Origin of the sequence: Halosimplex litoreum, from assembly GCF_016065055.1 — an archaeon.
In the GTDB taxonomy this organism is placed as follows: domain Archaea; phylum Halobacteriota; class Halobacteria; order Halobacteriales; family Haloarculaceae; genus Halosimplex; species Halosimplex litoreum.
In genome coordinates this window covers 3,315,270-3,338,036 of record NZ_CP065856.1, presented here as the reverse complement: position 1 = coordinate 3,338,036, position 22,767 = coordinate 3,315,270, and the positions used below count along the sequence as shown (strand labels likewise).

The following is a 22,767-nucleotide window of genomic DNA, read 5'->3' as shown; positions in this document are numbered from 1 at the left end:
CGTTGTCAGGGATCGTCGCCTGGCGCGAATAAGCGTGTCGCTCGCCTATCGCGCGGCCTTCGGCCCGTGCGCTCGCCGCGCACGTCGACGGTACCTTCTTATCCGACGAGTCCTCCGCTCCGTACATGACCGCTACCGCCGACGCCGGCGAGTCCGAGGAGAGGTCGAACAGGCCGACGTTCCGCGGCTGCGTCTTCTGTTACTCCGCGGAGTGGGCCTACTACGGAGCGAAGAAGGGGATCCGCGCGGTTCGGGACTGATCTGCGACCGTCTCGTTCGGGCGCCGTCGACAGCGACCGAACCCGTTCGGCCAAGCGGCCTTTCCCCGCCGCTCCGTCGTCTAGACGATGCCAGCGACGGACTTCGACGCCGAACGGGAGTACGACGATGACAGTTTCAGCGCCCGCGAGGCGTTCCGAAGCGACCAGTTGAAGGCGGTCTGTGGCTACTTCGAGCCCGAGCAGTTCATCCCGGTCCACGCGCCCGACAGCGACGTGGTCGTCCACGTCCGCGATGGGACGGGCGTCGTCCGTGAGGGCGACACCGACCACCGCGTCGAACCAGGCGACGTGGTCGCGGTCCTCGCAGGGATCGACCGCGGCGTCAAGGCCGACGACGGCGGCCGGCTGGAGGCGCTGCTGGTCACCGCGCCGCCGCCGACCGACGCCGAACACGAACCCGTTCGCGAGGGCCTTCGACGGGGCGTGTTCGACCCGAAGGCGGGCGAGTGAGCGGACGGCCGAGCCAGGAACGGCGTCGCCGTTTCACCGATCCCCGACCGGCTCACTCGTCTCCGTCGGCGGTCGGTGACGATACGGTGACCCGACAGCCCATGGCTGTCGTGAACGTCCCGTACTCGACCGGCTCGGACTCGGGCACTCGGACGGTCGTCCGCGAGTCGTTGCAGTCGACGTAGCTCCCCGGAAGGTCGAACCCGTACCACGTCCCGCCCTTGACGTGGACGGCCACCTCGTAGTCGACCCGCTCGGTCAGCTCGAACAGCAGGTACGCACCGGGTTCCAGCTGTGGCGTCGGCGAGACGGCGATGTCCGCTTCCGGCGCCGATACCTCCACGGTCACAGGCCGCACCGGCCCGTCCCGCCAGACGACGAGTTCGTGCGCCTGCGCGCCGCTGGGCGGCCCGTCGCCGAGCCGATACGTCTCGGTCGGCGACTCGGCTTCGGGGTCCGACTGCGGAGCGCGTTGCTCGGCCGGTTCGACGGTTCGCGTCGTCGCGTCCGTCGCGGGCGTCGGCTCGGGGCCAGTACCGTGGGCTGTCGGTCCGTTGCCGTCCCGACCAACCAGGTCGAGACAGCCCGTCAACCCGAACGCCAGGGTGGCGAGGAGGGCGCGTCGTCGCATAGTCGCCGGGTCGCTCCCCACGGAAAAACTGCTTCCGTACGTTCAAACGGCCCTTTTCGCCACTGGCCCGGTCGTGCTGCTATCCGCTTCTCAGATGGAAGCGCCAGCCGAAGGCGGTTGGTAAACCGATTCGGGATCTCGTGCGTCGTTCTTCACCGAGATTCCAGATCCGGGCCGTAACCGTGCGTCCGCATCGATTTTGTCGACGGAACGAAAATGGTGAACGAACAAGGCAGAGTTAGAAATCCTTACTCGGTCGTTGCATCGTTCGGGTTCTGATCCACGCGCGGATACCTGATGTTGTGGATGGTGGCTATCGCCATCCCGAGCAAGGCTAAGAGGATCCATCCACTCGTCGTCCCGTAATGGACCCCAAAGTCGTACGTCGTGACGATGGCAGCGGTGAGGACCAACGCGATACCGAATAGTTCGAATCCTGTGAATACGATCTTCATTGATTCTCTATTTGTCTGACTGCCACCACTTGATCGAGAGCATAATAATGAGAGTAGCCGTTCCCGCGGCAAGATAGATGGTGAATCCATCCTCGTCCCCCCTGGTTAATTCGACACCTGCGAGGAGGTACAGTACCACCACGATCGCTATCTCGTATCGATCCCAGTCCAGAATAGAAGACATCGTCTGTCGTTCAGAAGATTATATCTTGACCCGCATCTATAATATCGTCGGTGAGTTGGTTTAACGACCCGGCTGCGTCCTTCAATTGATCGGCGATCTCGGTACCAGTTTTTATTGTAATATCGACTGCCTCATCGGCTGCATTGTCCAGTCTATCAGTAATGTCTTCAGTCAGTTGCTCAATATCGTCTGAAACATCCTTCTCGCATCGAATTAGTAATAGCACAGGTGGATACTCGGCACCGTCATCGATCGACTCTGGAATGTAAACGTCGATAATTTGACTTCCGCAGGGCGTATTGTTACGTATCGCATCGTTAATGATACAACCCATCGTAGTTCCACCACAGACCGTACTAAATAGGGCAAATCCTTGCCATCCGCTTAGTACCCCTGTAGCTGCGGCCGCTCCACTAGATATCCCGACACTTGCACACGAGACTTCTTTGAAACTGGTTTCGATACCGAGGTCGTCGAAGAAATCGTTCAATTGACTATCGCTATCGTGAAATAACCCACATAGCTCTTCGACCTGTATCGAACCACCACAGTCGTAACCGGAGATCTCGGGGGGCATCAGTTGTCACCTCCTCCTGAGACAGGGATCACGAAATGTGACATCTCTTCCGCGCTACCTGCTGACGAATTGTCTCCGACATCGCACTCGTATTCGTAGACGTTGACTGGATCACTGTCTCTCCGGAAGATACTACGGACGAACAGCCTTCCGTCGTCCTTCCTTGCGTACAGAATCGCTTTGTTGCCATCATCACCAGATTTATCTCCTCTGTACTCACAGTTCATCTTGAATACGGACCACTCTTCATCGGATTCCGTACTTGTGACTCTCGCAGCCACTGCGCTCTCACCGAAGCTCGGCCAGAAGTCCCTATCCTGCAACTCCTGGCGAACCGTCTTGAACGCGCTCGAAGACATCACTTCGCCACGGAGTTCTCCCGCCTCTTTCTTCGAGAGTCGTTCCGTCTCGTAGCTATCGTCGTCTCGAGCCGCTACGCTCCCAGAGGCTTGCGAGAGGCCCACACCCAGCACCGCGCTGCTACCGACCGCCTGTAGCACCTGTCGGCGGCTTGCCTCGGAATGATCAGTGTCGCTGTCCATCGACCGGCTGCTTGTCTCTTCGTTGCTCATTGCGAGCCAACTACTACTGCCGGGCGTTTGTTATTGTTGCTTGTTATGTCTAGAAAACATTTTACCTAATGGTTTCAGATATTGGTATTTTGACTGATAGTCGATAGTGGAGTGCTTGTAGATGAGAAGTACTGGCGAACGCCGCGACGATGTATCCGGAGCCGACGATAGCGGTGGTCGACCCAGAGAGGCCGGAATCGCCTACTCCTCCCAGTACTCTACTTCGGCGTCCAGGTCCACGGTCTGCGAGATGTAGCGGTCGTCGTAGTTGCCGGGCGCACCCCCTGCGAATAGCATCGCCGCGTCGCGCTCGACGAGCACGGACAGGTCGGGCTCGTTCATCGTCGATATAACGAGAAACCGAGCCGTGTCGTCGCCGCGGGCTTCGACCTCGTGGGCGTGGTCCGGCCCGCTCGGCAGCGCCGCGTAGTCGCCCGGTTCGAGGGCGTGCTCGGTCACCGCCCGCTCGCCCTCCTCGTCCGAGTCCGCGCCACGCTCCAGATACAGCGTCAGTTCACCACCGAGGATGTAGATGGCCTCCTCGTTGCCGGCGTGGTAGTGCCGGGGCCACGTCCGCTTTCCCGGTTCGAGTTCGTAGAGGCTCGTGCCCAAGTCTTCGCCGCCGGCCGCGCCACCGAGGCGCTTCCGACGGAACTCCCGTTCGCCGTGGTCGTACTCGTCCCAGTCGAAGTCTGCGGCCGAAACGACCGGGTCGCTATCGCCGTCGCTCATGGACGATCGAACGGCGAGGAACGGCAAAAAGATCCGTCGTCAGGCCACTTCGTCGGCGACGACGTCGATGACCGTGTCGAGGACGGCCGAGCGCTCGCCGGCGATGTACTCCAGCTTGCCGTCGCGGGCGGACTTGGCCGTCAGCCCGGCGTTGGGCACCCACTCGCGGGCGCGGTCGACCACGTCGCGCACGTCGATTGCGTGGTCGCTGCGGATGTGGAGTTCGTCGTCGGAGACGCCGACGACCGCGCTCACGTCGTCGCGGTGGCGGCGGTGGAGTTCGTCGAGCAGGAGGCTGGTCGGCGGGAACTCGTAGCGGTGGGTGAACGCGTCGGTGTCGAGCACCGCGATCTCCGTTCCCTCGATGGTCTGGGTGTCGAGGTTGGCCTCCGCGGTCTCGATCTCGGTGTCGAGCTTCTCGCGGAACTGCTCGCTGACGTGACCGGCGAGTCCGCCGGGGCCGTCGCCCTCGCCGAACAGCAGGTCGGTGATCAGCTCGCGCTTGTCCTCGTAGGACTGGTAGTACGCCTCCAGCGCGACGGCCTCGCGAACCTCGCGGGCGGCGTCGGCGTCGTAGCCGGCCTCGCTGGCGGCGTCGGCGTACGCCTCGGGCGTGTCTTCCCAGTAACTCACGGCGGGGAGGTGCTGGAGGTCGTCGCGCACGTCGTCGTTGACGTGGGCGGCGACGTTGGCGGAAAGCGTCGCGGTCGTGGTCTTCTGTGCGTCGGTCCCGTCGGGGGCCACCGCGACGTCGACCGCTTCGCCGATCTCGGCGTCGACCGCAACGTCGTCGACCAGCGCGCGGCCCGCGCCGTACAGGTCGAGCAGCTCGAAGCCGTCGAGCGACTCGCTGGTGGCGCCGGCGGCGACGAAGACGAACAGCGGCAGCTTCTCGTCGTGACGCTCGCGGGCTTCCAGCATCCGCGTCGCGTCCTTCGTCGCGTCGTCCATGTCGTAGACGCCCTCTTCGAGGGGGCGGCGGTCGAAGTAGTGGTAGACCGCGTCGTGTTGGTCGTGCTGGTCGCGAACGAGCGGGAGCGTCGCCCGCTCCAGCGCGACGCCGGCGACGTAGCCGTCGGCGGTCGCCGCGTGGCGAACCACGACCGGTCGCTCCTCGAGCACCGCGCGGCGGACCGCGGTCGCCACGTCACGCACGTCGTCGGCCAGCGCCTCGACCGTCTCGTCGGCGGCGATAGGGTCGACCGCTTCCGGTTCGGCCTGGGCAGTGAGCGCGTCGGCGAGCCGGTCCTCGACGGTCGCCCGGTCTTCGTCCTCCAGTTTCACCAGCGCCTCGGTCTCGACCTGGAGCTCGCCGCGGCGTTCGCGGACCTCGCCGTCCAGGCGGACCACGTCGTCGGTGTCGATCTCGGGGTAGGCGCGAACACCCGCCTCCTTGAACGCGGCACACTCGACGCTGTCGGTCTCGTCGCGGATCTCGAAGACGGTCGGTCCGCTGGTCTGACGAGCGCTCTCGACGACGCCCTCGAGTCGCACGGTCTCCCCGACTCGATCCTCGAGCGTCTCGATGGCGACGTGACCCGGCTCCGTCGCTTCGTCCGTTCTCTCGTCCGTCTCCTCCTCGGCGACCGCAGCGGCGGCGCCACCACTGGCCGCGGCCGCCCCGCCCTCACTCGGCCCCGCGTCCGCCTCGGTCGCGGCGGCGTCGGCGGTCGAGGTCGGCTCGACCCCTTGGTCGCTCTCGTCGCTCTCGGTCGTCACGTCCGTGTCGTCGGTAGCTGCTGCGTCGGCCTCGTCGATTTCCTCGGCCGCGTCGGTTTCCTCGCTGTCGCCGGACGCGTCGGCAGCCGAACCGTCGTCGGCTGCCGCGTCCTCATTTCCCGATTCGTCCTCTTTGAGATACGGTGCGCCCTGGTCGGGGTCGTCGACGAGGGTCCCGCGGAACTCCTCTTCGGCCTGGCGGATCGACCAGCCGAGATCCACGTTCCCGTTGTCTCGCACCTGCTGTACCTGCACGAAGACGGTGTCGCCGGACTCCCAGTCGAGACTCTCCAGTCGTCGGTCGAGTTCGCTCCGGTGGAGCAGTCCAGTGACGCTGTCGCCGATGTCGACGAACACGCCGAACTCGGCGTACCCGTCCACGGTTCCGCGGTAGTAGCGGTTGACCGACAGCTGGTCGGGCTGGTTCCCGCGGAACTCGAAGACGACGTCTTCCTCGTGAAGGTCGCAGATGCGACCGTCGACAGACTTCCCGCAGATGATACACGAACCCATTGGCAGGTAGAAATGCCCCGGGCCTAAAACGGTTGTCGAAACGCGTCCGTCACTCGCCGGCCCGGATTTTCGCCCTAGTTCGGGACCGAAACGCCCTCAGAAGTCGCTATAGTCCGTTTCGGGCCGTTCTACTCACTCGAACACGCGGCTGTCGTCTTCGAGCGCCTCGATCCCGCGGGCGACCTCCGCGGCCGCCTCGGGGAACAGCGCGACCTCCACCTCGTTGCCCTCGTCGTCCTCGAAGGCGAGTTTGACGCGCTCGTCACCGAACTCCCGCACCTCCACCCCTTCCACGTCGTACAGTTTCGCCGTCGCCGACGTGTTCGATGGGCCGACGTGCTTGATCGCTCCCTCTTTCAGTTCGAACGTGAACTCCTCCAGGTCGAGCGTGAACATATCCGCGATCCGGTCGGCGCGCGCTTAAACGACCGTGGTCGGTGGGGCGGAGCGGCCACCGCGCGCGGTGGCGCTCGCGATCGATTCAGGCGAGACTCGCGGCCACGTCGGCCCAGGTGAGTCCGGTCAGTTCGGAGAGCGCGGCGAACCCGCGGAAGCCGTAGCCGAAGACGAGCGCCGCGGGGACGGCCGTCAGGACGGCGGCCTTCGGCAACGCGACGTCGTGGACGTCGCTGACCCCGACAGCCAGCAAGACGCTCGCGTAGGCGGTCGCGGCGACGCGGACGCCCGGGAACGGGAGCCCGGCGAACACGCACGGCGCCGCGGCGTAGGCGATGACCTGCACCGTCTCGCTGACGCCCGCACGGTTCGGCGCCGCCGCGATGAGGATCACCGTCTGCAGCGCGGCGGTGAGGTGTAACGACGCCGGCGCGACGAGCACGACCGCGAGCGCCAGAAAGAGGAGCGTCGAGAGCACCGGCTGTCCGCTCAACACCGGATAGGCGGCCGCTCCGGTCGCGACGCGTGTCAGTTCCTCGACGAGGACGACCGCCCCGGCGAACACCAGCCCGGGCGCCTGGTCCCCCGGCGCCACGCCCGACCGAAAGAGGCGACGAGGCCTGACCAGCACCTCCGCCCACGCGCGTGCGAGCGCCGCGACCCCGCGGTCGCGCCCGCCCGTCGGGTTCTCGACCCACTGTGTCACGACGGGGAGTACGGAGCGGGTCGCAATCACGCTTACTCATCCGTCCCGCGGGTCGTCGTTCGTGCGCTCGCGGCATCGGTGCGCTCGAGACGGTGAGGCAGTTAGCGGTTGCGGTGGCGCGTGCTGTCGAGCGTGCCCGCCTCGTGGCGGGCCGCTCGAAACAGTCGCGCGAGGGATGACTGAGCGAGCACAGCGAGCGAAGGAATCGGCTGGGGAGGTGTGTGGCCGTCTGCGGTGCTGTGCGGGACGGCCACGATGCCGTGTCGCCCTGGCGGACTGAACGGGCGAGGCGCGCTCGCGTTCGCGTGGTCGTCTGAGCGGGCCACTATCCGCGCGGGCCGTGTGGAGAACGCGGATATCCCGCTTCAGCGACCGCGAGTGCGAGGCGCGAGCGAAGCGAGCGCCTCGACATGCGAACGGCGAACGAAGTGAGCCGTGAGCGAGCGCGTCGAGGGCGTTCAACGCTTGCCGTCGACTGCGGTCGATCCAACTGCTAGCGAGCGCGGCGAGGGATTTCAACGCTTGCCGTCGACTGCGGCCGCTTTCCGCTCCGTTTCTTCCACACCACGTCGACCAGAAACGACCGAGACACCCACACGCGAACCGAGCGTCGCGGGAGCGACGACTCGGCCGATGGAACCGCACGTCGACGACCCGGCCCGGACGGATTCTCCCACTCCGTGTCGGACTCCTTTTGCCGACACCGTCCGAAGCGCCGCTATGGACGTGATCGGGGACCTCGTCGCTCGCGAGCGGCGCACCGACGACCTCGCGGTGCGGACCGACAGCCGGGCCGGGTCGTACAGCTACGAGAAGTTCTGTACGAACACCTGGAAGACGGGCAACATCCTGCGCCACTACGGCGTCCGCGGCGGCGCGACCGTCGGCGTCGACGCGGGCGACTCGCTGACCCCGCCGCCGCTGCTCGCCCTGTTCGGCGCGAGCCTCCTGGGTGCGACGACCCGCTTCGACCCCGACGAGTCGCCGTCCGCGAAGGCGCTGGTCGTCCCCGCGGCTCGCGCCGACGCGTACGACCCCGGCCCGGGAACGAAGACGTTCGTCTACGGCGACGTGCCCGACGATCCCGAGTTCGCACACTTCGAGGCCGAGATGTGGAGCGAGAACCCGACGAGTCCGCCCGACCGGGTCGTCCCGACGGACGCCGCGCTCGCGACCGCCGACGAGGCGTTCACCCACGAGCGACTGCTTGGGGCCGCCGACCGGGTGGTCGAGGAGTACGACCTCGACGGCGGCGACGAGGTCGCCGTGCGAGCGCCCCTGGCCGAACCGGGGACCGTCGTCGCGGGCGTCCTCGCGCCGGTACTGGCGGGCGGGACGGTACTCGTCGACCGCGAGTCGACGGGTACCGTCGCCGTCGCGAGCGGCGACGGGGCGGAAAGCGCGCCCGAGCCGACGGCTATCGATCCGGCCGGCGTGCTGTGAGTCACGGACAGCGAAGCGGGCGACGAGCCCGAGGGCTTACTCTCCTTTCGGGCGGATGAAGTCGGCGAGCGCGACGGTGGTGCCGAGCAGCCATCCCAGCGGGACGGAGATGCCGATCCAGATGAGCACGTAGGCGAACTCCGTCATGTCGAACTTCTCGACGACGTAGCTCCGGAGCCCGACCGGGCCGAGGACTTCCTGGCGGACGAGCTCGGCGATCTGGTCGGCGTAGGCGATGCTGAACTGCGCCACGTCGTCGGAGACGAGGGCGGCGACGACCGGCGGCAGGAAGATGGCCGTCATGCCGAAGGGGTAGGCGAAGACGATCGTCGTGATCCGCCCGCCGATCGCACGGAAGGCCACCGCGAGCCCCGCTGAGACGATGGCGACGACACTGGCGGCGATGATGGCGTTGGCCTCCTGGCTGGAGTAATCGAGGCGGAACTCGACGAGCGCCGCCAGTCCGCCCCAGACGAGGACGGCGAGCAGCAGCACGCCGACCGCACCGAGTTTCTCCACGGAGACGTCGATCTTCCGGGCGTGGAAGCGGACGACGACGCCGAACAGGGCGAGCGGGTACAGCACCGCGACGACGAGCGCCCCCAGCGCCGCCCACGCGGTGTAGGTGACCCGCTCGCGCGTGGTCTGCGGTTGCCACTTCCCGAGGACCGTGTCGCCCGCGCCACGCTGGCGCGGATAGAGCAGCCCCATCCAGGTCTCGTGGAACTTGTTCAGGTCGAAGCGGATGGCTTCGACGACCCCCTGCCGGTTCCCGACTGACATGTTCCGGAATTTGGCAGCGCCCTGTATACCTCTTCTGTTGCTCGCCGCCGCCGTTCGCTACTCACGCCCGACACGTCTTCTCGACGACAGTATCGCCAGTTCCGAGAACTGAACTCGGATCCCGGGTCGAACCGTGGGCGCCTGCCGTCGTCAGTCCCAGGCGTCGGGGGCGAAGCTGGTGTGGACCTGTCGGTCGGTCCGGTCGATCCCCTCGATGGTCGCCAGGTCGTCCCCGTCGAGTTCGAGGTCGAGGCTCTCCCAGTTGTCGCGGATGTGCGCCTCGCTGGTGGCCTTCGGGATCGCCGTCACGCCCGTCTCGCGGAGCCAGGCCAGCGACACCTGCGCCTCGCTGACGCCGTGTTTCTCGGCGATCTCGGACAGTTCGGGTACGTCGAAGACGCCGCCGCGGGCCAGCGGCGAGTAACCGACGAGTTCGATATCCGTTCGCTCGACGTACTCTCGAAGTTCCTCCTGCTGGAGCAGCGGGTGACACTCGACCTGGTTGGCGAAGATCGGTTCGTCGAGCACCTCGCGGGCCGTCTCGAGGTGGTGCGGCTCGAAATTGGAGACGCCGATGCGGTCGGTCAGGCCACGATCGACCAGTTCCTCGAACGCCGGCAACGTCTCCGCGGCGTCGTAAGTCCGCGACGGCCAGTGGACGTACAGCAGGTCGACGCTGTCGACGCCGAGTTTGTCGAGGCTCTCTTCGGTCGTCTCGATCACGCCGTCGCGGTCGAGGTGGTCGATCCACACCTTCGTCGCGAGGAAGACCTCCTCACGCGGAACCCCGGCCGCTGCGATACCGTCGCCGACGGCCGACTCGTTGCCGTAGATCTGGGCGGTGTCGATATGGCGATACCCCATCTCCAGCGCCGTCCGGACGCTCTCGGCGCACTGCTGTGGGTTCTCGTTCTCCCAGGTTCCGAGTCCGAAGGTCGGCATCCCGTCGACTCGATCCGTGCGTTCCGACGAGTGGGTCTCTCGAGACATACACGGGAGTCGGGACGAACGGCCAATATGGGTTGCGACTCCGGAAGCTGGCCCCCGGGCTCTCCGCTACTCCGCGGTCTCGTCGTCGGGACCCTCGACGACTGTCTGGGCTGCCTGAACCTCTTCGGTACCGTCGGTGTCGGGCTCGCTGGTCTCGACGGGGTCGGGGCTGTCGTCGCCGCCGTCACCACCGTCGTCGGTGCCGTCGGACGAAGATCCGTCGGCACCCCCGTCCGACCCGGCCGGGCCCCCGTCGTCGCCGAGGAACCGGTTGTAGAGCACGCCGGCGCTCCCGAGGGCGACGATGACCGCGCCGACACCGACGACCGCAGGCGAGAGCCCGCCGCCATCGCCGTCGCCGGTCGTCGTCGCTTCGCCCCCGCCGTCGCCATCGGGAGTCGCAGTCCCCGGACCGCCCGAGGCCGTCGGCGCCGGAGTGCTCGTCCCGGCACCCATCGCGTCTGTGCCGTCCGGTTCGTCGGTCGGCGTCGGAGTGAACGTCGGTGTCGAGCCGTCGTCGGGCGCGGGCGTCGGCGACGGAGTGGAGCTGGGCGTCGCCGACGGGGTGGCAGTCGCCACCGCTTCGCCGCCGACCTTCACGCCCCAGCCGCTCGTGTCACCGCCGGCCGACGCCGCCGTGCTTCCGACGCAGACCATCCCCTCGCCGCCCGTCAAGTGGAACGCGGAGAACTCACTCGAACCCGAACCGTAGCTGTGTTGCCATTTGGGTTCGCCCTCGATCCCGAGGTTCGCGACGAACCCTCTGGCGTCGTCGCCGCTGCCGTTCGTGGCGGTCTCGCCGGCGACGTAGTACTCCAGGTTCCCACCGGTGACGCTCCGTAACACGGTGTGGGTGTCGGACTCGACGCGCGTTCCCCAGAGTTTGCCGCCGTTGATGTTGATCTCCAGCGCCCAGCCTCGCCGGTCGTTCGTCTGCGGGTCGAAGGCGTTGGCGCCGACGGCGACGAACCCGTTGCGCGTCTCCGCCACGTCGTAGAGGACGTTGTAGTCGTCGTACGTGTTGATCTGGTCGCCCGATCGTTTCTTGAACTGCTGAGAGAACATCTGTGCACCCCCGTCGTCGAGCTTGACGGCCCACCCCGCAGTGTCACCGGTGGTGTCGTCGGTCTCGCCGACCGCGACGTACCCTCCGTCCGCGGCGACGACGCCGTGAAGCTGGTTGCGGTCGCCCGGACCGTAGGTCTCCGCCCAGTCGATCGACTGGTCGTCGGCCATCCGCACCACCCACGCGTCCCTGAATCGGCTCGTCCACCCGACGAAGACGAACCGCCCTTGGTCGTCGACAGTGACGGCTCGCATCGTGTCGGTCGTCCTCGGTCTGGCGTTGAACGTTCGCCGCCACTGTTCGGTCCCCTCGCCGTCGACGCGCACGGCGATCGCGTCCTGGTCGCTATCGCCCTCCTCGTGAGTGTGGCCGACGACGACGAATCCGTCCTCGACCGCCGCCACGTCGAACCCTTCCGTGACACCCCGTTCGGCGAACGTCGTCTGCCACTCCAATCGACCGGCGGCGCTCGTCTTGTAGAGCCAGATCTCGCTCACGGCGTCGTCCCCGGATTCGGTCGTCCCCACGACGACGAATCCGCCGTCCGGCGCGGGTGCCAGCCCGTTCGCGTCCGCGGTCGTCCCCTGATCGTAGGTCCGGTTCCAGCGCGTCGGCGGCACTTCCTGCCGGCGGCTCGCCGTCGCGCCGCCGACCGAATGGCTCGCCGCGAGCGCCCCCGCACCGGCGAGACAGCAACCCCTGACGAATCGTCGCCTGCTCGGTTCCCGTTCCATGCCCGTGGACGCGACCCGGAGTGGTAAAATCCTGTCGGCCCGCCGATGGAAACGCGCGTGGATCGCGGACTCCAGCTTCCGACCGCGCGCGAACCGCTCGGTCAGGCCCCGAGCGGTCCATCGCGGTCAGTTGTCCAGTCGCTCGCGGACGAACCGCGCGAGCAGGGGCAGGTCGTCGAGGTGGACCAGGTCCCGCATCGCCAGCCGATTTCCGTTGTTGATCTTCGCGAGCGTATCGCCGTCGGCCCGACGCAGGTCGGCCATCAACCGGTCGTAGCGGTCGTTGGGCGTGAGATACAGCAACTCGGTCATCAGCAGGCGCGTGTCCATCTTCGGCGCCACGTCGCTGTGCCAGAGCGTGTTGTAGATCTCCATCTGCTCGGCGGAGGTGTCGACCGTCCCGGTCAGCGCCCGGTCGGCCGTGGCCGCTGCCGCTCGCGCCGAGCGCATCCCCTTGTGGATGCCCTCGCCCCACAGCGGGTCGATGGTCGGGACGGTGTCGCCGATCGCGATGAAGCTGTCGGTGGTCATCTGCCCGGGCTTCTGGATGTGCGCCGACCCGCGGTGTTGCTTGCCGTCCAGTCGCGTCGCGTCCTCGAATCGAGGGTCGCTCTCCAGCCAGTACTCGAGGTAGTCGTCGATCCCCATCCCCTCCTTGGCGTAGTCACGGTGGCTGTCGTTCTGGATGTAACAGAGCCCAACCTTCGCCGTGTCCTCGCCGGTGTGGAACAGCCACGAGTAGCCGCCGGGGGCCAGGTCGTGGTCGAGCCGGAGCATCATCGCGTCGGTACAATCGGCGAACTCGGGGTGGTCGGCCTCGACACCCTCGAACTCGTACTCGACGCCGATAGCCTGGCGTTCCCGTTTGAGGTCGGTGACGTCGAGATCCTTCGCCAGCGGCGCCGCCGGCCCCGTCGCGTCGACCACGACGTCGGCGTAGACCTCCTCGCTGCCGTCGTAGCGGACGCCGACCGGCTCGCCGTCCTCGACGATAGGCTTGGAGACTCGCGAGTCGAAGCGGTACTCGGCACCGTTCTCGCGCCCCTCCGCGACGAGCCAGCGCTTGAAGTCGGCGAACTCCAGGACCGCGCCGGGCTGGTCGCGGACGAAGTGGTCGTTGGGTGACTCCAGCACCACCGTCTCCGTGTAGTTCATGACGACCTCGTCCGGGACGTTGAACGACGCCATCATCGAGGGGAAGGTCCCGGCGGTCGACTTGTTGCTCTGACGCGGGAACTCCGCCTCGGGTTCGGTCTCCAGCACGAGCACCTCGTAATCCCTGGCGGCCAGGTCCCGCGCGCACTGCGCTCCGGCGGGACCGGCACCCGCGATCACCACGTCAAAGCGGTCGCTCATAGACATTGGTCCGGCGTCTGCGTAATGAACGTTCCTGAACGGGACGAACCCGTGTGAGACGTTTCCGCCCTGCGCACGCGGTCCGCGGGCGGTCGACCGACGCCCCGGTCGCGTCGGCGACCGGCCGACTCACTCGCGCAACAGCCACGCCAGCACGACGCCGCCGAGCAACAGCGCGACGACGCCGAGCGAGCCGCCGCGTGGGGCGGCCTCGAACAACGCGTAGCCGACGCCCGCGGTCAGGACCGCCACGACGCCGCTCCCGACGGCGTGCAACAGCTCGACCCGGGTCGTCGCAACCGCCGGGTCGGCGTCGCGGTCGATCCCGAGCCCGAAGGTCCCGAGATCCGCCGCGATCACGGCGCCGAACCCGCCGAGGAGGACAGACTCCACCGACGCGGGCCCGGTCGCCGCCAGCACCGTCGCGGCGAACAGCGCCGCACCGCCGAAGACGACCGACGACTCCGAGCGCCGGACCAGCCCGGCGAGGACCGCCCCGGCGCCGGCCAGCCCGAGCAGCGTCGCCATCGTCGACCCGCGGACCGCCGCAACCACCGCGACCGACGCGAGGACAGCCAGCGCGTGGCTCGCCCGCGGCCGCCGTCGGTCGGGCGGACGGCTCACCGCCATCGGCCCTCACCCCCGTCGGTCGCGACGCGGGGACCGGATCCGTCGACCGCGGCCGTCCCAGTGCGGGGTCGCGGCGACCCGCGGTCGCCGCCGTCGGTCCACTCGACGACGGCGGTCCCCGCGCGGCGGCACTGGTCGAGACGGACCCGCCGCTCCGTGGCCGCGAGGCGGCGATAGGCGGAGTCGTCGGCGGTCACGTCCGGGCTGGCGACGGTCACGTCGTGCCCCCGGGCGTCGAGCGCCCGGGCGACTTCGACGGGCCGGTCGTCGACGAACGGCGAGCAGAGTACGACCTGCGCGTCGCCCGGGATTCGCGTCAGCAAGCGGTCGAAACCGTCACCGTCGCCCGTCGCCTCGTCACCTTCCGTCGGCGGACGCCAGCCGAAGGCGTCGTGCGTGGTGAGCGCGTCGAGCAGTCGCTCGCGGTGGGACCGACCGGAAGCGGGTGGGAGCCAGCACTCCCGCGGCGACAGCGCCGCCAGCCCGACGTGACAGTCCGCTTCGGCGAGGCCACCGACGAGCGCGCCCGCGACGTGGGCGCAGGCGTCGACGGCCGGGCGTCCGTCACCCGCGGTCACGTAGGCGGCGGCCCGCGCGTCGACGAGCAGGACGACTTTCACCGTTCGGGGCTGTTCGAACCGACGCGTCGCGAGTTCGCCGTCCTTGGCGAAGCGGTTCCAGTCGACGCTCCCGAGCGGGTCGCCCGTCCGGTACTCCCGCAGCGAGTGGAAGGCCTGTCCCTCCCCGGTCGCCGAGACGGGCTGGCTGCCGGGCAGCTGCGTCGCCAACTCGCCCAGCGGGACCGTCCGTCCCTCGAACGTCGGGCGACAGACCACCGTCGAGCGGTCGGTCGCCCGCCGGGCGACACGGCGGCTCGCACCGCTGATATCCCGGGTCACGACGGTGAGGCTGTCGAACTCGTGGCGACCTCGAACGGCCTCGAACTCGTAGGCGATCGACGCGCGCTTGCCCGGTCGCAGCGCGGTGGTGTGCCGTGCGGTCCCGTCGACGACTTCCAGACCCGCCGGCACGTCGTCGGCAAAGCGCAGATCCGGCAGCGTCGTCCCGCTCTCGTTCTCGACGGTGAGCGTGACGCGGACGGTCTCGCCCGGTTCGGGGTCGGTGTCGCTGACGTGGCGCTCGACGGCCAGTTCGGGCTCGGGCGCCTCGGCGATCCGGCTGTAGGCCGCGAAGCCGACGCCGGCCAGTCCCGTGAGGATGGCGACCGGCTTCCCGACCAGGATGGCGACCGCCGTCGCCGCCAGGGCGAGCCCGTGGATCCCGCCCCAGCGGCCGGTCCGTTCGAGCCGCCCCTCCCCGCGGGAGAGGCTGGCACCGACGGTCGTCGCCTCAGTCATCGGCGACACCTCCGGAACGGCGCGAATCGCCGACTCGATCGCTCCGGTCCGTGCCGATCGCTTCGCCCCGGTCAGTTCGGTCCCGGAGCCGTGCGACGGCCGCCGCGGCGCGCTCGGCCCGCCGGTCGAAGTCGGGCTCGACGCCCTCGTGGCGGGAGTCGTCGCCGTCGGCGAACAGCGCGGCCGCGTCGGGGTCGTCGGTCCACGAGCCCTCGGCGACTCGGCGTTCGGCCTCTTCGGGCGTGTCGCCCGCGAACCGCTCCAGCGCGTCGACGACGGCGAGGCGCAACCGCTCGCGGACGCGGTCGCGGTCGGCCGCGTCGCGCTGGCCGGCGCCGGCGTCCGCGACCGCCGCGGCGAGGTCGTCGCCGGGCACGCCGTAGTCGGGCCGTTCGCCCACCCGCGGGAGACCGCCGAGCGGCGCGTCGTCGCTCTCGAACCGTTCGAAAGCCGCGGCCGCGACGCCCGCGAGTGCGACGACCCAGATGCCGAGCGTCGCCAGCGTCGCCCAGTCGAACGCGACCAGTCCCGGCCGGAACGTCAGGACGACCCCGGCGACGACGGCGGCGAGTCCCACCGCCAACAGGGCTCGACGGCGTCGACTCACGCGTTCTCACCGCCGTCGGTCCCGGCGTCGGCGCCGGCGTCGAGCCGGTCGGACAGCTCGCGAGCGCGCCGGTCCTGTTCGTCCGTCGGGGACCGCCGGGCGTATCGGACCGCCTCGAACCCGCGGGTCACGCTCTCGACGGCGTCGTCGGGGTAGCCCCGGTCGACGGCCGCCGCCGCCGTCTCACCGGGCGTCGCCGTCTCGTCGGCGCCCGAGCGGTCGCGCAGGCGGCGCCACGCGCGGACGACCGCGTTGTCGGCGGGCGAGTCGTAGGTCGGTTCGACCGTCGGTGTGGGCGGTCCGTCGGGCCCGCCGCCGCCGCTCTCGTCTCGCGGCGGCGCTCTGGCGTCGTCCCTGGTCAACAGGACGGCCACGACGGCCGCGACGAGCAGGCCACCGAAGAGGCCGGCGACGAGCAGCGTCGAGACGCCGCCACCGTCACCGCTCTCCTGGGGCGGAACCGGTGTTTCCCTGTCGATCACGTCGCGCGAGTCGGTCGCGTTCGTGCCGTTTCCAGCGTCGCCGATTGGGGCGGGGGGCGGCCCGACCGGCATCGGTTCGGTCGGCGTCGTTCCGGAGTACAGCGTCGGCTGGTCGGGACCGCCGAACGACCCGGCGGCCGTCACGAGCGCGACCAGCGCGAAGAGGGCGATCAGGGCGGTCACGAATCGTCTCACAGGCGAGAGTGTTCGTCCCAACTACAAGTTTTTACCGACCGTCGGTCGAGTCGCAGTCGGCCGGTTCGGCGTCGGCCGCGTCGGACTCGGCGGGCGGACCGTCCGTCTCGTCCCCCGAATCGATCGTTGCGGCGGCCTCGACGGCGGGTTCTCCGCGGTCGCCCTCGGCCGACTCCCCGCCGTATCTGACCACGCGGAACCGGTCGGTGATCGTCGCGACCGCGTCTCCCGGCAGGCCGCGGTCGAGTGCCCGCGCCGCCACGTCACCGGGCGTCGCCGTCTCCTCGGCGTCCGACCGGTCGTGGAGTCGGCGCCACGCCCGCGTGACCGCGTTCTCGTCGTGCGAGTCGTACGACGGCGAGACGGCCGGTGTCGGGCCCTCGCCCTCGGATCCCTCTTCGGGAGCAGCGGGCGCCCGGTCGTCGTGCCCGGTCAGGAAGACGACGAGCAGGCCGACCGCCAGCAGCGAGCCGCCGACGGCGGGGACGACGAACGGCGAGACGCCGCCGGAGTCGTCCGCCGCGGCCGTCGTCGGAGTGTCGGCCCGCCGGACCTCGGAATCGGCCGCGCCACCCGGTGCGCCGGTCGGCGGCGGCACCTCGGTGGGCGTCGCCGGTCCCGTCGGCGTCCCGCCACCGGACAGTGCGGGGCCCTCGACTGCGCCGAACGTGCCCGCGGCTCCCGCGAGCGCGACCAGGGCGAGGAGGGCGACGAGTGCGGTGCCGAGCCGCTGCACGTCGAGCACTGAGACGGCGGTCGGCCAAGTGATTTCGGGTTGAAAGGATCCGGTTGCGGATGCGGTGCGGGTGCGGTGGTAGTGCTGTGCGGGTGCTGTGGCGATGCTGTGCGGTGCAGTTGCAGTGCGGATGGCGTCGCGGTCAGTATCCGCGCGCCTCGGCGCGCGGTTCGACCGCCGGAGCGGGGCAAAGCCACGCGGAGGCGGCTTTTTCACCCATGTTTTTGGTTGAGGGGTGGGCGCGGTTTGCCCACCCCTCCGTGAAAAAGATGGTTTAGTAAAACTCGCGAACGAGGTCCATCGCGTCTTCGGGGGCGCCGTCGGGGATGTCGGACATGTCCTGGTCGATGCCCTCGCGTTTCTCCCACGGGACGGAGTCGTCGTCCTGGTAGATGACGCCCATGTACTCCTTGTCGCCCTCGAGGATCTTCTGCTTGGCCGCCTCGCGGTCGTGGGGGTCGTGGTCCTCCTCGTCGAGGTCGACGATGGAGTCGCGGAAGTAGTCGTAGGTGTCGACGTCGTTGAACGTCACGCAGGGCGAGTAGGTGTTGACGAACCCGAAGCCGTCGTGTTCGACGGCTTTCTGGATGATCTCGGCGTGGCGCTGGGCGTCCGAGGAGAACGACTGTGCGATGAACGTCGCTCCGGACGCGAGCGCGAGCGCGAGCGGGTTGACCGGGGGCATCTGCGGGCCCTCGGGGGTCGTCGAGGTCTCGAAGTCCTGGCGGCTGGTCGGCGACGCCTGGCCCTTGGTGAGGCCGTAGATGCGGTTGTCCATGACGACGTAGGACATGTCGACGTTGCGGCGGACGGCGTGGACGAAGTGGCCCGCGCCGATGGAGTAGCCGTCGCCGTCGCCGCCCGCGACCATCACTTCGAGGTTCGGGTTGGCGAGCTTGACGCCGATGCCGACGGGCAGGGCGCGGCCGTGGACACCGTGGAGCGCGTAGCTGTGCATGTAGGTGCCGATCTTGCCGGAACACCCGATGCCGGCGACCACGAACGTGTTGTCGGGGTCGTTGCCCGTCTCGGCGAGGGCCTTCATCATGCCGTTCATCGTCCCGAAGTCGCCGCAGCCGGGACACCAGGTCGGTTGCTTGTCGGATTTGAAGTCTGTGAATCGAACGTCGGAGCTCATTCTGCCTCCACCTCCGTGGCGCCGGCGTCGGCGCCCGTGAGTGTGTTCTCGATCTCCGTTGCGAGTTCGTCGGCCTTGAATCGCACGCCGTTGTACTTGTTGACCCGCTGGACGCGCTCGAGCACGTCGTGCTCGATGACGTCGGCGAACTGCCCGGTGGCGTTACACTCGACGACGATCACGTCGTCGGCCGCCTCGATCTCCGCGGAGAGATCGGGCCGCGGGAAGATGTAGGGCACCGAGATGAAGCGCACGTCGTGGCCGCGCTCCTCGAGGAATCCGAGGGCCTCGCGCATGGCGCCCTCGTTGGAGCCCCACGAGATGACGAGCGTGTCGGCCTCGCTGTCGCCGAACTCGCGGTAGTCCCACTCCTCCTGTTCCTTGGCGGTCTCGACCTTCCGCTGGCGCTTCTCGACCTGTTCGAGGCGGACCGCCTCCTCCTCGGTCCGGCGCCCGAGCTCGTCGTGTTCGAGGCCGGTAGTCATGTGCGCGCCGTCGGTCGTGCCCGGGAACGCCCGCGGGCTGACGCCGTCGGCGGACGGGAAGTGCGCCTGGAAGCGGCCGCGCTCGTCGAGCCAGGAGTCGACCTCGTCCTCGTCGACGACCTTGCCGCGGTCGATCTCGACCTCGTCCATGTCGAACACTTCCGGCGGGAACGTCTGCTCGGTGACCGCGAGCGCGAGGTCCGAGACCAGATAGACGGGTGTCTGATACTTCTCGGCGTAGTTGAACGCCTCGACGGTCTTCCAGAAACACTCCGAGACCGACGTGGGCGCGACGACGAACCGCGGGATCTCGCCGTGGCCGCCGTACAGCGTCATGTTGAGGTCGCCCTGCTCCTGCTTGGTCGGCATCCCGGTCGAGGGACCGGAGCGCATCACGTCACAGATGACCAGCGGCGTCTCCGTGGTCGCGACGAGCCCGAACGTCTCTGTCATCAGGTCGATACCGGGGCCCGAGGTGGCCGTCATGGCGCGTGCACCTGCGCGAGCGGCGCCCAGGGCCATGTTGATGGCGGAGAGCTCGTCCTCGGCCTGAACGACCTTGCCGCCGTACTGCTCGACGCGGCCGGTCATGTACTCCATGACGTCGGTCGCGGGCGTGATCGGGTAGCCAGAGTAGAAGCGACAACCGGCGGCGATGGCGCCCATGCCGATGGCCTCGTCGCCGTTCAGCAGGACGTAGTCCTCGTCGGTGGTCTCGATGTCGTAGTCGAAGTCGTGGTCGTACTCCTCCTGGACGTGCTGCTGGCCCAGGCGGGCGGCCTCCTTGTTGTTCTCGACGATGGCCTCGCCCTTGTCGCCGAAACGCTTGTTCAGTGATTCGTCCAGGTTCTCGATGGGGAACTGCGCCACTTCGCAGGCCGCGCCCAGGGCGACGACGTTCGCCATGATGGCGCCGCCGGCGTCCTCGGCGAGTCGCTGCAGCGGCACGGACAGGCCGATCATCCCGTCGGGAACTTCGACGTCCTGCATCGTGGAGCGTTCACCGTCGTAGATGATAACGCTGCCCTCGTGCAGTTCGTCCATGTTCTCGTCGATCGTACGCTCGGTGAGCGCGATCAGGATGTCGAGTCTGTCGACGACGCTCTCGACGCGGTCGACGGACGTCCGGACCTTGTAGGCGGTGTATCCGCCCCGGATCCGTGACGCGAAGTCCTTCGAGGTGAAGACGTGACGGCCGGCACGCGAGAGTGCCTGTGCGAAGATCTTCCCGGTAGAGTCGATCCCATCACCGGCTTCACCGCCGATGGCCCAGTTCAGGTCCTCGGGCATACTGCATTGGAATATCTCCCGCCCCGCAAAAAGACTTCTGTAATGGGCCGGAACTAATCCCCCTGAGACGGACGGAAAAGTGGACGCACGGACGAAAATCGCCGGTTTCGAACGTCCGGAGATCGCGTCCTGCGATGGTGAACGGACGCCCGCTCCAGACGGCTCGACCGACGGCGCTCGCACCCGGGAACGAAAGGACCATGCGCCGCCGGCCGCGACACGGGAGCATGGACGACACCGAAGTCGCCGTCGTCGCGGTCGAGTCGGTCGGCGAGGACGCTATCGCCATCGATTTCGAGACGCCAGAGGGGTTCGACGCCCAGCCCGGGCAGTTCGTGAAGGTCGCCCTCGACGGCGTCGAGGAGGCGCGCTTCTACACGATCTCCTCGCCGGACGTAGCGGGGACGTTCGAGATCACCGTCGGCATCGACCCCGAGGGCGAGGTCGGCCCGGAACTCGCCGACCTGGCCGCCGGCGACACCGTCACCGTCTCGGGCCCGTACGGCGACGCCTACTACGAGGGCGAGGATCGGGTCCTCGTGCTCGCGGGCGGGCCCGGCGTCGGTCCGGCGATCGGGATCGCCGAGCGAGCGCTCGACGAGGGCGGCGAGGCCGCCATCGTCTACCGCGACGCCGCGCCGATCCACGACGACCGGCTGACGGAGCTGAACGAGCGCGGGGCCTCCGTGGCCGTCGTCGCACCGTCGTCGCCACTCGCGTCGTCGGTCGAACCGGAGCTGACCGACGACACGCAGGTGTTCGTCTACGGCTTCGCCGACTTCCTCGACGACGCGACGGCTGCCGTGGAAGCCGCGGGCGGGGACCCCGAGGACGCGAAAGTCGAGAACTTCGGGTAGCGCGACGCAGCGCGACCACTGCGACCGTCGAGTGCCGGCCGGCGCCTTTGACAACGGTTAAAAACCGTGAGAGGATACGGAGTGGTATGAGCGAGAGCCAACAGAAACGCCAGCAAAAGTGCGTTTCGTGCGGCATCAACATCGCCGGCACGAACGCCGCCGCGTTCAAGTGTCCCGACTGCGGCCAGCAGATCTACCGCTGCGCGAAGTGCCGCAAGCAGAGCAACCTCTACGAGTGCCCGGACTGCGGGTTCATGGGGCCGTAACGATGGGGAAAGTCGCTGCCCAGATCAAGGTCATGCCGCAGAACCCCGAGATCGACCTCGACGCGCTCCAGGAGCGCCTCGAAGCGTCGCTGCCCGAGGGCGCGAAGATCAACGGCTTCGAGCGCGACGACGTGGCCTTCGGCCTCGTCGCCCTGCTCCCGACCGTCGTCGTCCCGGACGAGGCCGGCGGCACCGAGGCCGTCGAAGAGGCCTTCTCCGGCGTCGAGGGCGTCGAAAGCGTCGAAGTCGGCGACGTCGGTCGCCTGTAACGACTCGCTCGCTTTTCGTCGCAGTCCGGCCGCCGAGCCGCGCCACCGGCGAGACCCGCCCTCGCCGACGGCGATCGTCCGGTCGTGGCGGCCACTCGCACCCCGGACACGACCGCGTAACGTGCGATTTATAAGCGTGACCGGAGAACGGAACCGCACGAATGCCTAACTCCAACGGACCCCAGAAGAAGACGCGCAAGAAGCTCCGCAACGACCCTCGAGACAGCGGTACGTCCCCGCCCCAGCGCGCGGTCACCGAGTACGAGACCGGTGAGAAAGTCCACCTGAAGATCGACCCGAGCGTCCCGGACGGGCGCTACCACCCGCGCTTCGACGGTCGGACCGGCGAGATCGTCGGTGAACAGGGCTCTGCCTACAAGATAGCCGTTACCGACGGCAGTGTCGAGAAGACGCTGATCGTCAAGCCCGCCCACCTCCGCAGCCAGGCATGACGATCTTCAAAGAGAAGGTCGGCGAAGAGTACCTGACGGTCGCCGAGACCAAGGCGGTCCTCGAGGAGCTCGAGCGCGAGCGGGCCGCCGACGAGGACCGGGAGATGCGCTACGAGCTCGCGCGAGCCATCGAGCACGTCAACCGCTTCGCCGTCCTCGACCCCGAGGAGTCCCGCGAGTTCGTCGCCGAGCTGCAGGAACTGGAGAAGGTCGACGAACCGACCGCCTACAAGATCGCGAACCTCCGCCCCCGAGATCGGGACGAGCTACGGTCGATCTACGCACAGGAGCGCTTTACCCTCTCGGGCGACGAACTCGACGCCATCCTCGAAGTCGTCGCCAAGTACGCCTGACCGGTCTCCCTTTCCCAAGCGCCCGACAGCGGGGGTTTAAGTTCCGTCTCGCCCTACTCGT

At 68.2% G+C, this 22,767-nt stretch carries 27 protein-coding genes; 8 read left to right on the top strand and 19 right to left on the bottom strand.

The features are described 5' to 3' along the window. The first annotated feature begins 125 nt into the window (after positions 1-125). Positions 126-260, top strand: coding sequence for a hypothetical protein (locus tag I7X12_RS20735; RefSeq protein ID WP_269750330.1), 135 nt, complete (start codon positions 126-128; stop codon positions 258-260). An 87-nt stretch (positions 261-347) separates the two neighbouring features. Further along, entirely contained in the window at positions 348-731 is a 384-nt protein-coding gene (locus I7X12_RS16610; RefSeq protein WP_198061150.1) for a cupin domain-containing protein, read from the top strand. Positions 732-783: 52 nt separating this feature from the next. Here I7X12_RS16610 and I7X12_RS16605 read toward each other — a convergent pair whose 3' ends face one another. The 8 genes from I7X12_RS16605 to I7X12_RS16570 all read right to left on the bottom strand — a co-directional run bounded on the left by I7X12_RS16605 (position 784) and on the right by I7X12_RS16570 (position 7,216). Then, positions 784-1,362: a hypothetical protein gene (locus tag I7X12_RS16605; RefSeq protein WP_198061149.1), complete on the bottom strand. Its 579-nt coding sequence runs from the start codon at positions 1,360-1,362 to the stop codon at positions 784-786. A 248-nt stretch (positions 1,363-1,610) separates the two neighbouring features. Next, complete coding sequence (locus I7X12_RS16600; RefSeq protein ID WP_198061148.1) at positions 1,611-1,817, bottom strand: hypothetical protein; 207 nt, start codon at positions 1,815-1,817, stop codon at positions 1,611-1,613. A 194-nt stretch (positions 1,818-2,011) separates the two neighbouring features. Further along, a complete protein-coding gene (locus tag I7X12_RS16595; protein ID WP_198061147.1) occupies positions 2,012-2,578 on the bottom strand; it encodes a hypothetical protein in 567 nt (188 codons plus the stop codon). Then, the gene (locus tag I7X12_RS16590) at positions 2,578-3,150 is read right to left on the bottom strand and encodes a hypothetical protein (protein ID WP_198061146.1); all 573 of its coding nucleotides are present in this window, start codon (positions 3,148-3,150) and stop codon (positions 2,578-2,580) included. Before I7X12_RS16590 ends, I7X12_RS16595 begins: the two co-directional genes overlap by 1 nt. Before the next feature lie 201 nt (positions 3,151-3,351). Next, positions 3,352-3,882: a cupin domain-containing protein gene (locus I7X12_RS16585; RefSeq protein ID WP_198061145.1), complete on the bottom strand. Its 531-nt coding sequence runs from the start codon at positions 3,880-3,882 to the stop codon at positions 3,352-3,354. Between the two features lie 39 nt (positions 3,883-3,921). Beyond that, positions 3,922-6,114: a DHH family phosphoesterase gene (locus I7X12_RS16580; RefSeq protein WP_198061144.1), complete on the bottom strand. Its 2,193-nt coding sequence runs from the start codon at positions 6,112-6,114 to the stop codon at positions 3,922-3,924. Positions 6,115-6,246: 132 nt separating this feature from the next. Next, positions 6,247-6,510 carry a hypothetical protein gene (locus I7X12_RS16575; RefSeq protein ID WP_198061143.1) on the bottom strand — a complete coding sequence of 88 codons (264 nt, stop codon included), beginning with the start codon at positions 6,508-6,510 and terminating at the stop codon, positions 6,247-6,249. Between the two features lie 85 nt (positions 6,511-6,595). Further along, positions 6,596-7,216 (bottom strand): YIP1 family protein, encoded by a 621-nt coding sequence (locus I7X12_RS16570; RefSeq protein ID WP_198061142.1) that lies wholly within the window; start codon positions 7,214-7,216, stop codon positions 6,596-6,598. 720 nt (positions 7,217-7,936) lie between these two features. On the opposite strand from I7X12_RS16570, the gene I7X12_RS16565 reads away from it, so the two are divergent. After that, positions 7,937-8,659 carry an acyl-CoA synthetase family protein gene (locus tag I7X12_RS16565; RefSeq protein WP_198061141.1) on the top strand — a complete coding sequence of 241 codons (723 nt, stop codon included), beginning with the start codon at positions 7,937-7,939 and terminating at the stop codon, positions 8,657-8,659. A 36-nt stretch (positions 8,660-8,695) separates the two neighbouring features. Here I7X12_RS16565 and I7X12_RS16560 read toward each other — a convergent pair whose 3' ends face one another. The 11 genes from I7X12_RS16560 to I7X12_RS16510 all read right to left on the bottom strand — a co-directional run bounded on the left by I7X12_RS16560 (position 8,696) and on the right by I7X12_RS16510 (position 20,509). Beyond that, on the bottom strand, positions 8,696-9,442 hold the full coding sequence (locus tag I7X12_RS16560; RefSeq protein WP_198061140.1) for a hypothetical protein: 747 nt from the start codon (positions 9,440-9,442) through the stop codon (positions 8,696-8,698). A gap of 150 nt (positions 9,443-9,592) precedes the next feature. Further along, positions 9,593-10,432 (bottom strand): aldo/keto reductase, encoded by an 840-nt coding sequence (locus tag I7X12_RS16555; RefSeq protein WP_232342890.1) that lies wholly within the window; start codon positions 10,430-10,432, stop codon positions 9,593-9,595. 66 nt (positions 10,433-10,498) lie between these two features. Next, on the bottom strand, positions 10,499-12,232 hold the full coding sequence (locus tag I7X12_RS16550; RefSeq protein WP_198061139.1) for a hypothetical protein: 1,734 nt from the start codon (positions 12,230-12,232) through the stop codon (positions 10,499-10,501). Positions 12,233-12,358: 126 nt separating this feature from the next. Further along, positions 12,359-13,588, bottom strand: a complete 1,230-nt coding sequence (locus I7X12_RS16545; RefSeq protein WP_198061138.1) for a digeranylgeranylglycerophospholipid reductase — start codon at positions 13,586-13,588, stop codon at positions 12,359-12,361. A 129-nt stretch (positions 13,589-13,717) separates the two neighbouring features. Then, complete coding sequence (locus I7X12_RS16540) at positions 13,718-14,218, bottom strand: DUF7519 family protein (protein ID WP_198061137.1); 501 nt, start codon at positions 14,216-14,218, stop codon at positions 13,718-13,720. Further along, entirely contained in the window at positions 14,209-15,576 is a 1,368-nt protein-coding gene (locus I7X12_RS16535; RefSeq protein WP_198061136.1) for a DUF58 domain-containing protein, read from the bottom strand. The genes I7X12_RS16540 and I7X12_RS16535 overlap by 10 nt, the downstream gene beginning before the upstream one ends. Continuing rightward, entirely contained in the window at positions 15,569-16,183 is a 615-nt protein-coding gene (locus tag I7X12_RS16530; RefSeq protein ID WP_198061135.1) for a DUF7269 family protein, read from the bottom strand. The genes I7X12_RS16535 and I7X12_RS16530 overlap by 8 nt, the downstream gene beginning before the upstream one ends. Then, positions 16,180-16,860, bottom strand: coding sequence for a DUF4129 domain-containing protein (locus I7X12_RS16525; RefSeq protein WP_198061134.1), 681 nt, complete (start codon positions 16,858-16,860; stop codon positions 16,180-16,182). Before I7X12_RS16525 ends, I7X12_RS16530 begins: the two co-directional genes overlap by 4 nt. Before the next feature lie 31 nt (positions 16,861-16,891). Continuing rightward, the gene (locus I7X12_RS16520; protein ID WP_198061133.1) at positions 16,892-17,605 is read right to left on the bottom strand and encodes a DUF4129 domain-containing protein; all 714 of its coding nucleotides are present in this window, start codon (positions 17,603-17,605) and stop codon (positions 16,892-16,894) included. 265 nt (positions 17,606-17,870) lie between these two features. Beyond that, the gene (locus tag I7X12_RS16515; RefSeq protein WP_198061132.1) at positions 17,871-18,734 is read right to left on the bottom strand and encodes a 2-oxoacid:ferredoxin oxidoreductase subunit beta; all 864 of its coding nucleotides are present in this window, start codon (positions 18,732-18,734) and stop codon (positions 17,871-17,873) included. Further along, complete coding sequence (locus tag I7X12_RS16510) at positions 18,731-20,509, bottom strand: 2-oxoacid:acceptor oxidoreductase subunit alpha (protein ID WP_198061131.1); 1,779 nt, start codon at positions 20,507-20,509, stop codon at positions 18,731-18,733. The genes I7X12_RS16515 and I7X12_RS16510 overlap by 4 nt, the downstream gene beginning before the upstream one ends. Before the next feature lie 227 nt (positions 20,510-20,736). Here I7X12_RS16510 and I7X12_RS16505 point away from each other — a divergent pair, with 227 nt between their 5' ends. The 5 genes from I7X12_RS16505 to I7X12_RS16485 all read left to right on the top strand — a co-directional run bounded on the left by I7X12_RS16505 (position 20,737) and on the right by I7X12_RS16485 (position 22,706). Then, the gene (locus tag I7X12_RS16505; protein ID WP_198061130.1) at positions 20,737-21,366 is read left to right on the top strand and encodes an FAD-dependent oxidoreductase; all 630 of its coding nucleotides are present in this window, start codon (positions 20,737-20,739) and stop codon (positions 21,364-21,366) included. A gap of 86 nt (positions 21,367-21,452) precedes the next feature. Then, a complete protein-coding gene (locus tag I7X12_RS16500) occupies positions 21,453-21,632 on the top strand; it encodes an HVO_2753 family zinc finger protein (protein WP_006883773.1) in 180 nt (59 codons plus the stop codon). Positions 21,633-21,634: 2 nt separating this feature from the next. Continuing rightward, on the top strand, positions 21,635-21,901 hold the full coding sequence (locus tag I7X12_RS16495) for an elongation factor 1-beta (protein ID WP_198061129.1): 267 nt from the start codon (positions 21,635-21,637) through the stop codon (positions 21,899-21,901). Positions 21,902-22,062: 161 nt separating this feature from the next. After that, positions 22,063-22,353 carry a 50S ribosomal protein L21e gene (locus I7X12_RS16490; protein WP_198061128.1) on the top strand — a complete coding sequence of 97 codons (291 nt, stop codon included), beginning with the start codon at positions 22,063-22,065 and terminating at the stop codon, positions 22,351-22,353. Then, positions 22,350-22,706 (top strand): RNA polymerase Rpb4 family protein, encoded by a 357-nt coding sequence (locus I7X12_RS16485; RefSeq protein WP_198061127.1) that lies wholly within the window; start codon positions 22,350-22,352, stop codon positions 22,704-22,706. The genes I7X12_RS16490 and I7X12_RS16485 overlap by 4 nt, the downstream gene beginning before the upstream one ends. The last annotated feature ends 61 nt before the right edge of the window (positions 22,707-22,767 follow it).

What these genes read in the sequence shown, in the direction of transcription:
- I7X12_RS16565 (WP_198061141.1), top strand. Translation starts at nt 7,937, where the DNA reads ATGGACGTGATCGGGGACCTCGTCGCTCGCGAGCGGCGCACCGACGAC.
- I7X12_RS16485 (WP_198061127.1), top strand. Translation starts at nt 22,350, where the DNA reads ATGACGATCTTCAAAGAGAAGGTCGGCGAAGAGTACCTGACGGTCGCC.
- I7X12_RS16555 (WP_232342890.1), bottom strand. Translation starts at nt 10,432, where the DNA reads ATGTCTCGAGAGACCCACTCGTCGGAACGCACGGATCGAGTCGACGGG.
- I7X12_RS20735 (WP_269750330.1), top strand. Translation starts at nt 126, where the DNA reads ATGACCGCTACCGCCGACGCCGGCGAGTCCGAGGAGAGGTCGAACAGG.
- I7X12_RS16560 (WP_198061140.1), bottom strand. Translation starts at nt 9,442, where the DNA reads ATGTCAGTCGGGAACCGGCAGGGGGTCGTCGAAGCCATCCGCTTCGAC.
- I7X12_RS16515 (WP_198061132.1), bottom strand. Translation starts at nt 18,734, where the DNA reads ATGAGCTCCGACGTTCGATTCACAGACTTCAAATCCGACAAGCAACCG.
- I7X12_RS16510 (WP_198061131.1), bottom strand. Translation starts at nt 20,509, where the DNA reads ATGCCCGAGGACCTGAACTGGGCCATCGGCGGTGAAGCCGGTGATGGG.
- I7X12_RS16505 (WP_198061130.1), top strand. Translation starts at nt 20,737, where the DNA reads ATGGACGACACCGAAGTCGCCGTCGTCGCGGTCGAGTCGGTCGGCGAG.
- I7X12_RS16610 (WP_198061150.1), top strand. Translation starts at nt 348, where the DNA reads ATGCCAGCGACGGACTTCGACGCCGAACGGGAGTACGACGATGACAGT.
- I7X12_RS16605 (WP_198061149.1), bottom strand. Translation starts at nt 1,362, where the DNA reads ATGCGACGACGCGCCCTCCTCGCCACCCTGGCGTTCGGGTTGACGGGC.
- I7X12_RS16535 (WP_198061136.1), bottom strand. Translation starts at nt 15,576, where the DNA reads ATGACTGAGGCGACGACCGTCGGTGCCAGCCTCTCCCGCGGGGAGGGG.
- I7X12_RS16575 (WP_198061143.1), bottom strand. Translation starts at nt 6,510, where the DNA reads ATGTTCACGCTCGACCTGGAGGAGTTCACGTTCGAACTGAAAGAGGGA.
- I7X12_RS16595 (WP_198061147.1), bottom strand. Translation starts at nt 2,578, where the DNA reads ATGCCCCCCGAGATCTCCGGTTACGACTGTGGTGGTTCGATACAGGTC.
- I7X12_RS16495 (WP_198061129.1), top strand. Translation starts at nt 21,635, where the DNA reads ATGGGGAAAGTCGCTGCCCAGATCAAGGTCATGCCGCAGAACCCCGAG.
- I7X12_RS16580 (WP_198061144.1), bottom strand. Translation starts at nt 6,114, where the DNA reads ATGGGTTCGTGTATCATCTGCGGGAAGTCTGTCGACGGTCGCATCTGC.
- I7X12_RS16590 (WP_198061146.1), bottom strand. Translation starts at nt 3,150, where the DNA reads ATGAGCAACGAAGAGACAAGCAGCCGGTCGATGGACAGCGACACTGAT.
- I7X12_RS16545 (WP_198061138.1), bottom strand. Translation starts at nt 13,588, where the DNA reads ATGAGCGACCGCTTTGACGTGGTGATCGCGGGTGCCGGTCCCGCCGGA.
- I7X12_RS16550 (WP_198061139.1), bottom strand. Translation starts at nt 12,232, where the DNA reads ATGGAACGGGAACCGAGCAGGCGACGATTCGTCAGGGGTTGCTGTCTC.
- I7X12_RS16540 (WP_198061137.1), bottom strand. Translation starts at nt 14,218, where the DNA reads ATGGCGGTGAGCCGTCCGCCCGACCGACGGCGGCCGCGGGCGAGCCAC.
- I7X12_RS16600 (WP_198061148.1), bottom strand. Translation starts at nt 1,817, where the DNA reads ATGAAGATCGTATTCACAGGATTCGAACTATTCGGTATCGCGTTGGTC.
- I7X12_RS16500 (WP_006883773.1), top strand. Translation starts at nt 21,453, where the DNA reads ATGAGCGAGAGCCAACAGAAACGCCAGCAAAAGTGCGTTTCGTGCGGC.
- I7X12_RS16490 (WP_198061128.1), top strand. Translation starts at nt 22,063, where the DNA reads ATGCCTAACTCCAACGGACCCCAGAAGAAGACGCGCAAGAAGCTCCGC.
- I7X12_RS16585 (WP_198061145.1), bottom strand. Translation starts at nt 3,882, where the DNA reads ATGAGCGACGGCGATAGCGACCCGGTCGTTTCGGCCGCAGACTTCGAC.